The organism is Pseudomonas grimontii, from assembly GCF_007858185.1.
In the GTDB taxonomy this organism is placed as follows: Bacteria; Pseudomonadota; Gammaproteobacteria; order Pseudomonadales; family Pseudomonadaceae; genus Aquipseudomonas; species Aquipseudomonas grimontii.
Window position 1 is genome coordinate 365,526 of sequence record NZ_VFES01000003.1, and the last position, 13,153, is coordinate 378,678.

General features: G+C 61.4%; 13 protein-coding genes. 9 read left to right on the plus strand and 4 right to left on the minus strand.

All coding sequences use genetic code 11. The annotated features are described in order from the left end of the window. Positions 1 to 114: 114 nt before the first annotated feature. The 3 genes from FIV39_RS08260 (at position 115) to FIV39_RS08270 (ending at position 2,691) form a co-directional block, all read left to right on the plus strand. On the plus strand, positions 115 to 891 hold the full coding sequence (locus FIV39_RS08260; RefSeq protein ID WP_090401309.1) for a peptidoglycan-binding protein: 777 nt from the start codon (positions 115 to 117) through the stop codon (positions 889 to 891). A gap of 63 nt (positions 892 to 954) precedes the next feature. Further along, positions 955 to 2,058: a DNA-processing protein DprA gene (gene dprA, locus FIV39_RS08265; RefSeq protein WP_090401308.1), complete on the plus strand. Its 1,104-nt coding sequence runs from the start codon at positions 955 to 957 to the stop codon at positions 2,056 to 2,058. Positions 2,059 to 2,133: 75 nt separating this feature from the next. Next, positions 2,134 to 2,691, plus strand: a complete 558-nt coding sequence (locus FIV39_RS08270) for an L-threonylcarbamoyladenylate synthase (protein WP_027608149.1) — start codon at positions 2,134 to 2,136, stop codon at positions 2,689 to 2,691. A 102-nt stretch (positions 2,692 to 2,793) separates the two neighbouring features. Here FIV39_RS08270 and FIV39_RS08275 read toward each other — a convergent pair whose 3' ends face one another. After that, the gene (locus FIV39_RS08275) at positions 2,794 to 3,771 is read right to left on the minus strand and encodes a quinone oxidoreductase family protein (protein ID WP_090401307.1); all 978 of its coding nucleotides are present in this window, start codon (positions 3,769 to 3,771) and stop codon (positions 2,794 to 2,796) included. A 160-nt stretch (positions 3,772 to 3,931) separates the two neighbouring features. On the opposite strand from FIV39_RS08275, the gene hemF reads away from it, so the two are divergent. Then, positions 3,932 to 4,864, plus strand: a complete 933-nt coding sequence (gene hemF / locus FIV39_RS08280; protein ID WP_090401306.1) for an oxygen-dependent coproporphyrinogen oxidase — start codon at positions 3,932 to 3,934, stop codon at positions 4,862 to 4,864. After that, positions 4,864 to 5,682 (plus strand): shikimate dehydrogenase, encoded by an 819-nt coding sequence (gene aroE / locus FIV39_RS08285; protein WP_053127400.1) that lies wholly within the window; start codon positions 4,864 to 4,866, stop codon positions 5,680 to 5,682. Before hemF ends, aroE begins: the two co-directional genes overlap by 1 nt. 113 nt (positions 5,683 to 5,795) lie before the next feature. Here aroE and FIV39_RS08290 read toward each other — a convergent pair whose 3' ends face one another. The 3 genes from FIV39_RS08290 to betC form a co-directional block, all read right to left on the minus strand. Beyond that, positions 5,796 to 7,364, minus strand: coding sequence for a SulP family inorganic anion transporter (locus FIV39_RS08290; protein WP_090401305.1), 1,569 nt, complete (start codon positions 7,362 to 7,364; stop codon positions 5,796 to 5,798). 159 nt (positions 7,365 to 7,523) lie between these two features. Continuing rightward, the gene (gene choX / locus FIV39_RS08295; protein WP_090401304.1) at positions 7,524 to 8,438 is read right to left on the minus strand and encodes a choline ABC transporter substrate-binding protein; all 915 of its coding nucleotides are present in this window, start codon (positions 8,436 to 8,438) and stop codon (positions 7,524 to 7,526) included. A 15-nt stretch (positions 8,439 to 8,453) separates the two neighbouring features. After that, a complete protein-coding gene (gene betC, locus FIV39_RS08300) occupies positions 8,454 to 9,968 on the minus strand; it encodes a choline-sulfatase (protein ID WP_090401303.1) in 1,515 nt (504 codons plus the stop codon). 103 nt (positions 9,969 to 10,071) lie between these two features. Here betC and FIV39_RS08305 point away from each other — a divergent pair, with 103 nt between their 5' ends. The 4 genes from FIV39_RS08305 to FIV39_RS08320 all read left to right on the plus strand — a co-directional run bounded on the left by FIV39_RS08305 (position 10,072) and on the right by FIV39_RS08320 (position 13,134). Beyond that, the gene (locus tag FIV39_RS08305; RefSeq protein ID WP_146371497.1) at positions 10,072 to 11,022 is read left to right on the plus strand and encodes a choline sulfate utilization transcriptional regulator; all 951 of its coding nucleotides are present in this window, start codon (positions 10,072 to 10,074) and stop codon (positions 11,020 to 11,022) included. A gap of 31 nt (positions 11,023 to 11,053) precedes the next feature. After that, positions 11,054 to 11,380: a DOPA 4,5-dioxygenase family protein gene (locus FIV39_RS08310; protein WP_090401302.1), complete on the plus strand. Its 327-nt coding sequence runs from the start codon at positions 11,054 to 11,056 to the stop codon at positions 11,378 to 11,380. 166 nt (positions 11,381 to 11,546) lie between these two features. Continuing rightward, on the plus strand, positions 11,547 to 12,512 hold the full coding sequence (locus FIV39_RS08315) for a 2-dehydro-3-deoxygalactonokinase (RefSeq protein WP_090401301.1): 966 nt from the start codon (positions 11,547 to 11,549) through the stop codon (positions 12,510 to 12,512). A gap of 1 nt (position 12,513) precedes the next feature. Then, on the plus strand, positions 12,514 to 13,134 hold the full coding sequence (locus FIV39_RS08320) for a 2-dehydro-3-deoxy-6-phosphogalactonate aldolase (RefSeq protein WP_090401300.1): 621 nt from the start codon (positions 12,514 to 12,516) through the stop codon (positions 13,132 to 13,134). The last annotated feature ends 19 nt before the right edge of the window (positions 13,135 to 13,153 follow it).

The window sequence follows — 13,153 nt, forward strand, 5'->3', positions numbered from 1 at the left end:
AGGTAGAGGCAAATCGGCGGTGGGAATGGACCCATACGGCCGGTGTGAAACGCCCGAAAGCCGCGAAGGCTCTGGCATTTCACGCGAACGCACATAATAAAGGAGATTCACCCCATGAGGAAATCGCTACTCGTCTTGCTGCTATGGGCCCCGTTTGCCATGGCCCTGCTTCCCCAGCCCGGCCGGCACCTGGATCAACCGACGCAACAGGCCATCCAGCGCTTTTTACTGCATAACCGTATTCTCGATTCGCCCCTGGACCTGGACAACGCGCCGTACATTGTCGCCGCAGAGGCAGGGCGGGTGTTGGGTGCCCAAGGTGAGCGCGCATACGCCAGGGGCGTGTTGGACCCGGCCCAGCCAAGCTATGGGATCTTTCGCCGAGGCAAGGTCTACACCGACCCGCAAACCCAGGAGCTGTTGGGGATTAACGCCGACGACATCGGCACCGCACGGTTTGTGACGGCAGGCGACCTCAGCACCCTGGCCCTGCAGCGCGTTACCCAGGAGGTACGTCCCGGCGACCGTTTGCTCCGTGATCAACCGCCCGTTGCACCGGACCACCTGGAACGGGCGAAGCCCGCGCCTTTTATACAAGGACATATCATTGACGTCCCCAAGGGTGTTACCCAGATCGGCGTACTGGACGCCGTGACCCTGAATAAAGGTCGTCGCGATGGCCTGGTCGAAGGCCAGTTGCTGACCGTTATCAAAACTGGCGCCACCGTGCGCGATACCCTCGCCGGCAACCAGGTGAAGCTTCCCGATGAGCGTGCCGGCACCCTACTGGTGTTTCGCACCTACGAAAAACTCAGCTACGGCCTGGTCCTGACTGCCTCGCGCCCACTGGCGGTAAAGGACCGTTTCGAGACTGTCCCTCAATCGCAATAAATAGCCTGCTAAATAAGTTACCAACAGAGTTATCCACAGCTTGTTCCGGTCAAGGATGATCAGATGTTTCCGATAAACAGCAATGAAATTTCCCCTTCAGAACTGGAAGCCCGCCTACGCTTGCACAGGCTGCCGGAAGTAGGCCCGAAGCGTTTTCGCTTGTTGATCGAAGCGTTCGGCAGTGCTTCAAAGGCCATCAGTGCCCCTGCCGGCGCGTGGCGCTCCTTGGGATTGTCACCGATCAGCGCCGATGCCCGCCGTAGCCATGAAATCCGCGACGGTGCCAGTGAGGCATTGGCTTGGTTGGAACGTCCGGCCCAGCATTTGCTGATGTGGGACCAACCTGAGTACCCGGCACTGCTCGCCCAGATAGATGACGCACCGCCGCTTTTATTCGTCGCCGGTGACCCCGGGATCCTGGAAAAACCGCAACTGGCGATGGTCGGCAGCCGCCGTGCGTCCCGCCCGGGCATGGACACTGCGGCTGCATTTTCCCGCAGCCTGGCGAGCGCCGGTTTTGTCATCACCAGTGGCCTTGCGCTGGGTATTGACGGTGCGGCCCATCAAGCAGCGTTGGATGTTGGAGGGCATACAATCGGCGTGCTTGGCACGGGCCTGGAAAATCTTTATCCACAGCGTCATCGGCGGCTCGCAGCGGCGATGATTGCCCAAGGCAGCGCCGTGGTTTCCGAGTTCCCGCTGGACGCCGCGCCGCAGGCCGGTAACTTCCCGCGGCGCAACCGTATTATCAGCGGCCTGTCCCTGGGCGTGCTGGTGGTGGAAGCCAGCATGGCCAGCGGCTCGCTGATCACCGCCAAGCTCGCGGCCGAGCAAGGGCGCGAGGTGTATGCAATCCCGGGCTCCATCCATCATCCCGGGGCCAAGGGTTGTCACCAGTTGATCCGTGATGGCGCGATGCTGGTGGAGACCATTGAACACATCCTCGAAGGTTTGCGTGGCTGGCAGGCGTTGTCGCGCCCGGTGCCGACGCCCGTCATACATCCGTTGGTGGCGCTGTTGCACGCGGCCCCCCATACCAGCGAAGCCTTGGCGCTTGCCAGCGGGCGGTCGTTGGCCCAGGTGCTGGCGACCCTCACGGAGTTGGAGCTTGAAGGCCAAGTGATCTGCGAAAGCGGGCGCTGGCTTGCGCGCGGCCAGCTTTTGTAGCTGCCAGTTTTTTGGAACTAGGTTTTGTAAAGAAGATCGGTAAACTGCCCAGAGCTTTAGTCCGGAGAGTAAACAATGGTCAATAGGTGGCGTGTGCTGGAAGCCGCACGAGAAATTCGCGCAGGCGCGGTGATTGCCTATCCAACCGAAGCGGTCTGGGGCCTGGGCTGTGATCCTTGGAACGAAGAGGCGGTGGATCGGCTGCTGGCGATCAAGAACCGTTCGGTGGACAAGGGCCTGATCCTGGTGGCAGACAATATTCGCCAGTTCGACTTTCTGTTCGAAGACTTCCCGGATACCTGGATCGAACGCATGGCCAGCACCTGGCCTGGGCCGAATACGTGGCTGGTGCCGCATCAGGATTTGTTGCCGGAATGGGTCACCGGTGTGCACGACACGGTGGCGCTGCGGGTGAGCGATCATCCACTGGTGCGGGATTTGTGCGCGCTGGTGGGACCGTTGATTTCTACCTCAGCCAACCCTCAGGGCCGCCCGGCGGCACGCACGCGGATTCGTGTGGAGCAGTATTTCCGCGGGCAGGTGGATTTGGTTTTGGGTGGTGCCCTGGGTGGACGCAAGAACCCCAGCCTGATTCGCGATTTGGCAACGGGTGAGGTGGTGCGGCCTTCCTGAGACCGTGTCGCACCCATCGCGGGCAAGTCCCCTCCTACATTTGAACCGTGTCCGTTATGAAACAGGGTCAAATGTAAGAGGGGCTTGCCCCCGAAGAGGCCCTCAAGGCAACAGAATTGTCGACCCGGTGGTACGCCGCCCCGACAACTCCGTCTGTGCCTTCGCCGCGTCCGCCAGCGAATACCGCTGGTTGATATCAATGCGCACTTTGCCGCTCTTGATCATCGAAAACAGGTCATCCGCCATTACCTGCAAGTTCGCCGGATTGTTGGCGTAGGTCGCCAGGGTCGGCCGTGTCACGTACAGCGAGCCTTTGGCCGCGAGTATCCCCAGGTTCACCCCATCCACCGCGCCCGAAGCATTGCCAAAGCTCACCACCAGACCACGTGGCGCCACGCTGTCCAATGAGGTCAGCCACGTGTCCTTGCCGACGCCGTCGTACACCACGGACACCTTTTTGCCGTCGGTCAATTCCAGCACGCGTTGTGCGACGTTTTCCTTGCTGTAGTCGATGGTTTCCCACGCGCCGAGGGATTTGGCCAGGGCGGCTTTTTCTGGCGAGCTGACGGTACCGATCAGCTTCACACCCAATGCCTTGGCCCATTGGCAGGCCAGGGAGCCCACGCCACCGGCGGCGGCGTGAAACAGGATGGTCTCGCCACCTTTCAACTCATAGGTCTGGCGCAGCAGGTATTGCACGGTCAGGCCCTTGAGCATGGCGCCGGCGGCTTGTTCGAAGCTGATGTCGTCCGGCAGGTGCACCAGGTTGGCGGCGGGCAGTACATGCAGTTCGCTGTATGCACCCAGTGGTCCACTGCCGTAGGCCACGCGGTCGCCAACTTTAAATTGCGTGACTTCGCTGCCCACCGCATCAACCACACCGGCGCCTTCTGCGCCCAGCCCCGATGGCAGGGCAGGCGGCGCGTAAAGGCCGCTGCGGAAATAGGTATCGATGAAGTTCAGGCCAATCGCCTCGTTACGCACTCGAACCTGCTGCGGGCCCGGCTCTGCCGGTGTGTAGTCCACATATTCAAGTACGTCGGGGCCGCCATGGGCGCTGAACTGGATACGTTTGGCCATCTGCACATCTCCTTGGGTCGATCTCGCGTAGCTCCCTATCGGACTCCTAAGCGTGATCTTCGTCAACTGTGGCGACATGGAGTGCAGTGGTATCCTGTGCGCCCATTTGCCGCCGACGCCCTGTGGCCTCGCGTAGCTTTGCCCGATTCAAGGTGATGTCATGACTACTCGCACCGAGGCTGTCAAAGCCTACCTGCTCGACCTGCAAGACCGCATTTGCAGCGCCCTGGAAACCTTCGAGACGGACACTCGCTTTATCGAAGACGCCTGGACCCGGCCTGCCGGCGGTGGCGGTCGTACCCGTGTGATCGAAAACGGCTCGGTCATCGAAAAGGGCGGCGTTAACTTTTCCCACGTGTTCGGCAGCGGCCTCCCACCGTCAGCCAGTGCGCATCGCCCCGAGCTGGCCGGTCGTGGGTTTGAAGCCCTGGGCGTGTCGCTGGTGATTCATCCGCACAACCCACATGTGCCGACGTCCCACGCCAACGTACGTTTTTTCATCGCCGAAAAAGAAGGCGAAGAGCCGGTGTGGTGGTTCGGTGGTGGCTTCGACCTCACGCCCTACTACGGCAACGCAGAAGACTGCATCCACTGGCACCGCGTGGCCGAGCAGGCCTGCGCGCCCTTCGGCCCGGACGTGTACTCGCGCTACAAGGCCTGGTGCGACACCTACTTCCATATCAAGCATCGCAACGAGCCCCGAGGTATCGGCGGCCTGTTCTTCGATGATTTGAACGAGTGGGACTTCGACACCTGCTTCGCGTTTATCCGCGCCATCGGCGATGCCTACATCGACGCCTACCTGCCGATTGTGCAGCGCCGCAAAGCCAGTGCTTATACCGAACAGCAACGCCAGTTCCAGGAATTCCGTCGCGGCCGCTACGTTGAATTCAACCTGGTCTACGACCGTGGCACCCTGTTCGGCCTGCAATCGGGCGGGCGCACGGAGTCGATCCTGATGTCGCTGCCGCCCCAAGTGCGCTGGAGCTACGACTGGAAAGCCGAGGCCGGCAGCGAAGAAGCGCGCCTCACCGACTACTTCCTGCAAGACCGCGACTGGCTTGGCGTCGCCGCGCCCAAGGCGGCTGTCTGATGGATCGTTATGTGGTGTTCGGCAACCCCATCGGCCACAGCAAGTCGCCGCTGATTCACCGTATGTTCGCCGAGCAGACCGGCGAGCAACTGGACTACAGCACCTTGCTCGCGCCTCTGGAGGATTTCACCGGCTGTGCCCGTGAGTTTTTCCAACAGGGCCGAGGTGCCAACGTCACCGTGCCGTTCAAGGAAGACGCTTACCGCCTGGCCAACAGCCTCACCGAACGCGCCCAGCGTGCTGGGGCGGTGAACACCTTAAGCAAACTGGCTGACGGCACACTGCTCGGCGATAACACCGATGGTGCCGGCCTGGTACGCGACCTGACGGTAAACGCCGGCTTGAATCTGCAAGGCAAGCGCATCCTGTTGCTGGGCGCGGGTGGCGCGGTAAGGGGCGCGTTGGAGCCGTTGCTGGCTGAACGACCCGCCTCGTTGATCATCGCCAACCGCACCGTGGAAAAAGCCGAATTACTCGCCGAGCTGTTCGACGACCTGGGCCCCGTGTCTGCCAGTGGTTTCGACTGGCTGCGTGAGCCGGTGGACGTGATCATCAATGCCACGTCCGCCAGCCTGTCAGGCGATGTACCGCCGATTGCCGGCAGCCTGATCGAGCCGGGCAAGACGTTTTGCTACGACATGATGTACGCCAAGGAACCGACTGCGTTCTGCCGTTGGGCCGCTGAACAAGGCGCTGCCGTGGCGATGGACGGCCTGGGCATGCTGGTGGAGCAGGCGGCAGAGGCGTTCTTCCTGTGGCGCGGCGTGCGCCCGGATTCGGCGCCGGTGTTGGCTGAACTGCGCCGCCAGTTGGCCTGACACTAAACAAAATGTGGGAGGGGGCTTGCCCCCGATGGCGGCCTGGCAGCTATAAATATGCTGGCTGACACACCATTATCGGGGGCAAGCCCCCTGCCACATTTTGACCGTATTCAGTCTTCGAAATGAATGGGGCATTTGTCGGCCCCTTCCAGTTTTTTCAACTCTTCCACCACCTGCGGCCTGGCGCGACGCAGTGTCAGGCTACGCCCCAGCCCCCTTAAGCGACGCGCCTCCTGGTGCAGCATCTCCACCCCGGAATAGTCGATAAAATTGATCTGCTGCGCCTCGATCACCACCCGCTCACCTTGCAAGCTTTGCAGGCGCACTTGCAGGTAGTGGCTGGCGCCAAAGAAGATCGACCCACCGACGCGCAGCACATCCTCTTCCCCATCACGCCATTGCTGTACCCGTGGCTGCGACGTGCGCTTGAGGTAGAAAAACAACGACGCCAACACGCCCGCATAAATCGCCGTTTGCAACTCCAGCAGCAAGGTGGCGATGCAGGTCAGGCTCATCACTACGAACTCTGCGCGGCTCACGCGGAACAACGCACGAATACCCCGGCGATCCACCAGGCCCCAGGAAATCAGCAAGATGCTGGCGGCCATGCTCGGGATCGGAATGTGCGCGATCAGTGCGGCGCCAAACAGCGCAAACAAGGCCACCCATACTGCGGAAAACACTCCTGCCAACGGTGAGCAGGCGCCCGCTTCATAGCTGAGGCCGGAGCGAGTAAACGAACCAGCTGACAAGTACCCGGAGAAAAATCCGCCAACGATATTGGATAAACCCTGTGCACGAACTTCCTGGTTGGCGTCGAGCAATTGTTGCGAGCGGGCTGATAGCGAGCGGGCAATCGACAGGCTGGTTACCAGCCCCAGCATGCCCACCGCAACAGCGCTGGGCAGCAGGCGCAGGATCATGTCCGGATCCAGCGGCAACGGGCTGAACGGCGGCAGTTTGCCGATAAACGAACTGACCAGCGCTACATGCCCGAACATCGCCGGCCACAGCCACGCCGCCAGGCTACCCAAGGCGAGCGCGATCAGTAGCGTTGGCCAGCGAGGCACAAGGTATTTGAGCAACGCGCCCACCAGCAAAGTACCGAGCCCGAGGGTGAGGGAGGCGTGGTCCCACTCGCCACTATGGTGGATCAGCGCCAGCAGACTATTGATCGCTGTGGCCTGGCTCGGTAAATCCAGGCCCAGCAGATTAGGCAACTGCCCCAGGGCAATCACCACGGCGGCGCCCAGGGTGAAACCCAGCACCACCGAATGTGAGACGAAGTTCACCAGCGCGCCAAAGCGCAGCATGCCCAGTAACCACTGGAACACCCCGGCCAGGAATGTCAGCAATAGGATCAGGGTGATGTAGTCCTGAGACCCGGGCACGGCCAACGGACTGATGCTGGCGTACAGCACGATGGAAATCGCCGCCGTAGGGCCACAGATCAGGTGCCAGGATGAACCCCACAGGCACGCGATCAGCACCGGGAGGATGGCGGCGTACAGACCGTATTCCGGTGGGAGACCGGCGATCAGCGCGTAGGCAATCGACTGCGGCAAAGCAAGCACGGCGCCGCTGAGGCCGACCAGCGCGTCCCGGCCGACGCTGGCGCGCGTTTGGCGCGGGAGCCAACTGAGGAAGGGGAAGAGTGTATGGCGGTTGGGCCGGGGCATTTATAACTCGGCTGAAAAGGTTTGACTCAGGGTATCAGTACACACTGGTCCTTGTGGGAGGGGGCTTGCTCCCGATATAGGTGGACCCGTCCAAATCTCTCTGACTGGCACTCCGCTATCGGGAGCAAGCCCCCTCCCATATTGGAATAGCGCAAGGCCCTAGAGTTTGGCTTTTACTGCCGGCAACGCGTCCTTGCCATCCACGGTTTTCACACCGTCCAACCATTTATCCAGTACCGCCGGGTTCGCCTTGATCCACGCCTTCGCCGCCTCGGCATTGCTGACTTTTTTGTTGACCACCTCAGCCATGATGCTGTTCTCCATCTCCTGGGTAAAACTCAGGTTGGTCAGCAGTTTTCCTACGTTAGGGCAAGCCTGCGCATAACCCTTACGGGTCAAGGTATACACGCTGCCAGTGTCACCGAAGTATTTCTCGCCGCCCTTGAGGTAGTGCATTTTCAACTGCACGTTCATTGGGTGCGGTGTCCAGCCGAGGAAGGTGACGAATTTCTGCTTCTTCACCGCCCGTGACACTTCCGCCAGCATCGCCTGTTCGCTGGACTCGATCAGCTTCCACTGGCCAAGGTCGAAGTCATTCTTCTTGATGATCTCCTGCAGCGAGATATTCGCCGGCGCGCCGGAGCCGATGCCGTAGATTTTCTTGTCGAACTTATCGGCGAATTTGTTCAAGTCGGCAAAGTCATGCACCCCCGCATCCCAGACATAATCCGGTACGGCGAGGGTGAACTCGGTACCGTCGAGGTTCTTCGCCAGTTGCACCACATCGCCATTGGCGACGAACTTGTCGTAGAAGCCCTGCTGCGCCGGCATCCAGTTACCCAGGAACACATCCACCTGGCCGTCCTTGAGCCCGCCAAAGGTAATCGGCACCGCCAGGGTGTCGACCTTGGCCTTGTAGCCCATGCCGTTCAGCAGAAAACCGGCGATGGCATTGGTGGCGGCGATATCGCTCCAGCCTGGGTCGGCCATTTTCACCGTGTCACAGCGGGTGTCCGCATACGCATTGGCGCTACCCAGCACTAACAAGCCCACTACCGCAGTTAACTTTTGCATGGCCTTCCCTCAGTGTTATTGGTTTTGGCAGGGTTGTGGATAACGTGCCTTGCGCTCCAGGTCGTCGAGGTCGATATGGTTGCGCATGTATTGCTGACTGGCGTCTACCAGTGGCTGGTGATCCCAGCTCTTCAGCTTGCCTTCGGTCAGCGCCTCGAACACCAGGCGACGCCGGCGTTGGCTGGCGAGCACCTGCTGGTGGATCGCCGGGATGTCCCATTTGGCCCGCGCTTCATTCAAAAACGCCTCGAACAGTGGCCGGTGTTCCGGTGACTGGCTGAGGTCTTCCCGCTCGTGCGGGTCGTTGTGCACATCGAACAGTAGACAAGGGTCGTCTTCGCTGTAGATGAATTTGCAGGCGCCACGGCGAATCATCATCAATGGGCTGATGGTGCCTTCGGCCATGTATTCACCAAAGACTTCGTCATGCCCGCCCTGCCCCCGCAAGTGCGGGACCAGCGAGCGACCGTCCAGTGGCAGGCGCGGGTCCAGCTCGCCGCCGGCCAGTTCCACCAGGGTCGGCAGCAGGTCGGCGGTGGACACGGCCTTGGTCACGCGGGCCGGCGCAAACTGTCCTGGCGCGATGACCAGCAGCGGCACGCGGGCGGCCATTTCAAACCAGTGCATTTTGTACCAGAGGCCGCGTTCACCGAGCATGTCGCCGTGGTCGCCGGAGAAAACGATGATGGTGTCGTCGGCCAGGCCGGTGTCTTCCAGGGTTTGCAGCAGCTTGCCGACATTGCTGTCGATGTAGCTGCACGCGCCGAAGTAGGCGCGGCGGGCGTCGCGAATCTTATCCACCGGCAGCGGCTTGTCCCACAGGTCATAGACCTTGAGCAGGCGCTGGGAATGCGGGTCGAGGTCTTCCTGGTTCGGCGTTGCAGGCAAAGGGATGGCGTTGTCGTCGTACAGGTCCCAGAACGGCTTGGGAATGGTGTAAGGGTCGTGGGGATGGGTCATCGACACGGTCAGGCAGAACGGCTGGTCGCCGTCTTCGCGGATGTGGTCGAACAGATACTGCTGGGCCTTGAACACCACCTCTTCGTCGAAATCCAGCTGGTTGGTGCGCACGCACGGGCCGGCTTGCAGCACCGAGGACATGTTGTGGTACCAGGTGGGGCGTACGTCCGGCTCATCCCAGTTGACTGCCCAGCCGTAGTCGGCGGGGTAGATGTCGCTGGTCAGGCGCTCTTCATAGCCGTGCAGTTGGTCGGGGCCGCAGAAGTGCATCTTGCCCGACAGCGCGGTGCGATAACCGAGGCGCCGCAGGTAGTGGGCATAGGTCGGCACATCGGCGGGGAAATCTGCCGCGTTGTCGTAGGCGCCGATCTTGCTCGGCAGTTGGCCGCTCACCAGGGTGAAGCGTGAGGGTGCACACAGCGGGCTGTTGCAATAGGCGGCGTCGAACACCACGCCCTGTTCGGCGAGGCGGCTCAAATTCGGCAGCTTGATCGGGGAAGGTCCGTAGAACGGCAGCATCGGCGCGGCCATTTGATCGGCCATGATGAAAAGAATGTTCTTGCGCTTCATGGTTCTTCGGCATTCCATAGGCGGTGTTTATGCGAATGAGCATGCAGCCCATGGAAAATGGGGTAAAGCCCATCACCGGCAATGTCTAGGATAAGCACAGCTTATGTATGAAACCCTTGGCGATGTATCCCTCGATTTGCTGCGTGCGTTTGAAGCCGCCGCCCGTCACCGCAGCTTTACCGCCGCTGCGATGGAGCTGGGCACCACTCAGCCGGCGATCAGCCAGCAGATCAAGCGTCTGGAAGAACAGTTGGCGATCCGCCTGTTTGATCGCATCTATCGCGGGATCGAGCTGACCGACGCCGGGGCCTTGCTGTTCGAGCATGTGCAGGGCGGTTTGCAAGCCATTAACCACGGCTTGAGCGTGATCACCCAGCAGGACCAGCATGAAGTGCTGCAAGTGGCCACCGACTTCGCGTTCGCCGCCTACTGGCTGATGCCGCGCTTGCATCGCTTCCACGCCGCCAACCCCCAGGTGGACGTGAGCCTGGTGACCAGCGAGCGCAACCACGCGACACTGCGCAGCGACATCGACGTGGCGGTGCTGTTTGGCGATGGCCGTTTCAAGCAGGGCGACAGCCTGTGGCTGTTCAACGAGGAAGTGTTCCCGGTGTGCAGCCCGCAATGGCTCAAGGACCAGGCCAAGCCATTGACTGTGCAAACCCTGCACGACTGCCCGTTGCTGCACCTGCGCCAGGAACACAACAGCCAGTGGTTCGACTGGAGCGGCGTGTTTCGCGAGCTGGGTATCGCTGCCGCGCCCACCCCCGGCCAACTGCGCTTCGACAACTACACCCTGCTGATCCAGGCCGCGATTGCTGGCCAAGGTGTGGCGATCGGCTGGCGCCATCTGGTGGATAACCTGCTGCAACAGAACTGGCTGTGCCGGCCGATCAGCGACACCGTGATCTCGCGCTTCGGCTATTACGTGGTGCAGCCCCAGCGCAAACGCCGGGGCCAGCTGGTCGAGCGTTTTGTCGATTGGCTGGTGACCGAGCAGGCCAGCAGCGCGCAATCCCTGACCGGACTGGCCCTGCCGTCAATTGCGGTCTAGGATTTGCCGCACATTGGATCCGGAGTCCGTCATGCAGCGTATCAAGGGTTACCACGCCCATATTTACTTCGACGCCAGCACCCTCGAGCAGGCGCGTGCCTTGTGCGAAGACGGCGCGAAACTGTTTCCGTTGCGCATGGGCCGCGTGCATGAACGTCCTGTAGGCCCGCACCCGGACTGGAGCTGCCAGCTGGCATTCGACCCCGAATACATCGGGGTGGTGCTGCCGTGGCTGGCCTTGCATCGCAATGGGCTGGTGGTGTTCCTGCACCCCGAAACCGGTGACGACCTGAAAGATCACACCGACTATGCGATCTGGATGGGTGCGATGCGCGAACTGGACCTGTCTGCTTTTTAACCACCCTGTCTAATCCGCAATCCTCAACTTTCCTGAAACGTTGTAGGGATTTGCGCATTAATCTCCCAATATATGGGACTGTTATTTATATATTGAGATATATCCGGCCATAGGTTTATATTCGCCCATCTGCTTTTTTCAGCACCCACTCATTTCAGGTGAAGCGATGCAGGCGCAATTGATCGCGCTCGATTGGGGGACCAGCTCCCTTCGTGCTTACAAACTCGGCCCCGCAGGCACAGTGCTGGAACAGCGTTCGCTGGCGTCGGGCATCATGCACTTGCCCTCTGAGCCCCGGGACATCGCCGGTGTGCGCTGCAGCGATGGCTTCGAGCTGGCGTTCGATGCGGCGTGCGGCGATTGGCTTGACGCCCAACCCGGTCTTCCGGTGATCGCCTGTGGCATGGTCGGCAGCGCCCAGGGCTGGAGCGAAGCGGCCTATCGCAGTACGCCGGTCGATGTCGCCAGCCTGGGCAAGGCGTTGCACACGGTGCGCAGCCTGCGCGGTGTCGATGTGCATATCGTGCCCGGCGTCATCGAGCAGGTCGGCTTGCCCAACGTGATGCGCGGTGAAGAAACCCAGGTGCTGGGTGTGCTGCAAAGCCTGTCGGCCAGCGGCGAATTGCTGATCGGCCTGCCCGGCAGCCATTCCAAATGGGTCGAGGTGGTGGAAGGTTGCATCACCCACTTCGATACCTTCATGACCGGTGAACTGTTCGCGGTGCTGAGCAAGCACAGCCTTCTGGGGCGTACGCAAAAGGTATCCGAGCAGTTCCAGGCCGAGGCTTTTGACCGCGGCGTTCAAGTGGCGCTGTCAAAAGATGGTCAGCGCGGCGTGCTCTCGACCTTGTTCAGTGCGCGCACCCTGGGCCTGACGGCCGAACTCACCCCTGAGCAGCAGCCTGATTACTTGTCCGGCCTGCTGATCGGCCATGAACTGGCCGGCTTGCCAGCCAGTGCACGGCACATCCCCATCATCCTGGTGGGCGCCGGCCCGCTTTGCGCGCGCTACCAACGCGCCCTCGCCCTCTGCGGTTTCGCCCACGTCAGCCTGGCGCAAGAAGCGACCGAGCGCGGCCTGTGGCAACTGGCAGTGGCCGCCGGGCTCACTCAACCTGCAACGGAGGCCTGACATGCTCAAGCAAGCACTCGCACAAAACGGTTTGATCGCCATTCTTCGCGGCATACGTCCGGACGAAGCCCAGGCGGTCGGCCAGGTGCTGTACGACGCCGGGTTTCGCGTGATCGAAGTCCCGCTCAATTCACCGGACCCTTACACCAGCATCCGCACCCTGCGCGACAGCCTGCCCGCCGATTGCCTGATCGGCGCCGGTACGGTGTTGACGCCTGCGCAGGTCGAACAAGTGAAAGCCGCCGGTGGCCAAGTGGTCGTCATGCCCCACAGCGATGCCAAGGTCTTGCGCGCCGCGAAAGCCGCTGGCCTGTACCTGTCGCCGGGTGTGGCCACGCCCACCGAAGCGTTCGCCGCGCTGGACGAAGGTGCCGACGTGTTGAAGCTGTTCCCGGCCGAGCAAATGGGCCCTTCTGTGATCAAGGCATGGCTCGCGGTATTGCCGGCAGGCACGTTGCTGCTGCCGGTGGGCGGCATTACCCCGGACAACATGCAGGTGTTTATCGACGCCGGCGCCAAGGGGTTCGGGCTGGGTTCCGGGTTGTTCAAACCGGGTATGACAGTGGATCAGGTAGCGAGCCGCGCCCAGGCTTATGTCGCCGCCTGGAAAGCCCTGAGCTGAGATCAAGTTCCGCGCCCAC

Coding starts and splice junctions, on each gene's coding strand:
- FIV39_RS08260 (WP_090401309.1), top strand. CDS start 115: ATGAGGAAATCGCTACTCGTCTTGCTGCTATGGGCCCCGTTTGCCATG.
- dprA (WP_090401308.1), top strand. CDS start 955: ATGTTTCCGATAAACAGCAATGAAATTTCCCCTTCAGAACTGGAAGCC.
- FIV39_RS08270 (WP_027608149.1), top strand. CDS start 2,134: ATGGTCAATAGGTGGCGTGTGCTGGAAGCCGCACGAGAAATTCGCGCA.
- FIV39_RS08275 (WP_090401307.1), bottom strand. CDS start 3,771: ATGGCCAAACGTATCCAGTTCAGCGCCCATGGCGGCCCCGACGTACTT.
- hemF (WP_090401306.1), top strand. CDS start 3,932: ATGACTACTCGCACCGAGGCTGTCAAAGCCTACCTGCTCGACCTGCAA.
- aroE (WP_053127400.1), top strand. CDS start 4,864: ATGGATCGTTATGTGGTGTTCGGCAACCCCATCGGCCACAGCAAGTCG.
- FIV39_RS08290 (WP_090401305.1), bottom strand. CDS start 7,364: ATGCCCCGGCCCAACCGCCATACACTCTTCCCCTTCCTCAGTTGGCTC.
- choX (WP_090401304.1), bottom strand. CDS start 8,438: ATGCAAAAGTTAACTGCGGTAGTGGGCTTGTTAGTGCTGGGTAGCGCC.
- betC (WP_090401303.1), bottom strand. CDS start 9,968: ATGAAGCGCAAGAACATTCTTTTCATCATGGCCGATCAAATGGCCGCG.
- FIV39_RS08305 (WP_146371497.1), top strand. CDS start 10,072: ATGTATGAAACCCTTGGCGATGTATCCCTCGATTTGCTGCGTGCGTTT.
- FIV39_RS08310 (WP_090401302.1), top strand. CDS start 11,054: ATGCAGCGTATCAAGGGTTACCACGCCCATATTTACTTCGACGCCAGC.
- FIV39_RS08315 (WP_090401301.1), top strand. CDS start 11,547: ATGCAGGCGCAATTGATCGCGCTCGATTGGGGGACCAGCTCCCTTCGT.
- FIV39_RS08320 (WP_090401300.1), top strand. CDS start 12,514: ATGCTCAAGCAAGCACTCGCACAAAACGGTTTGATCGCCATTCTTCGC.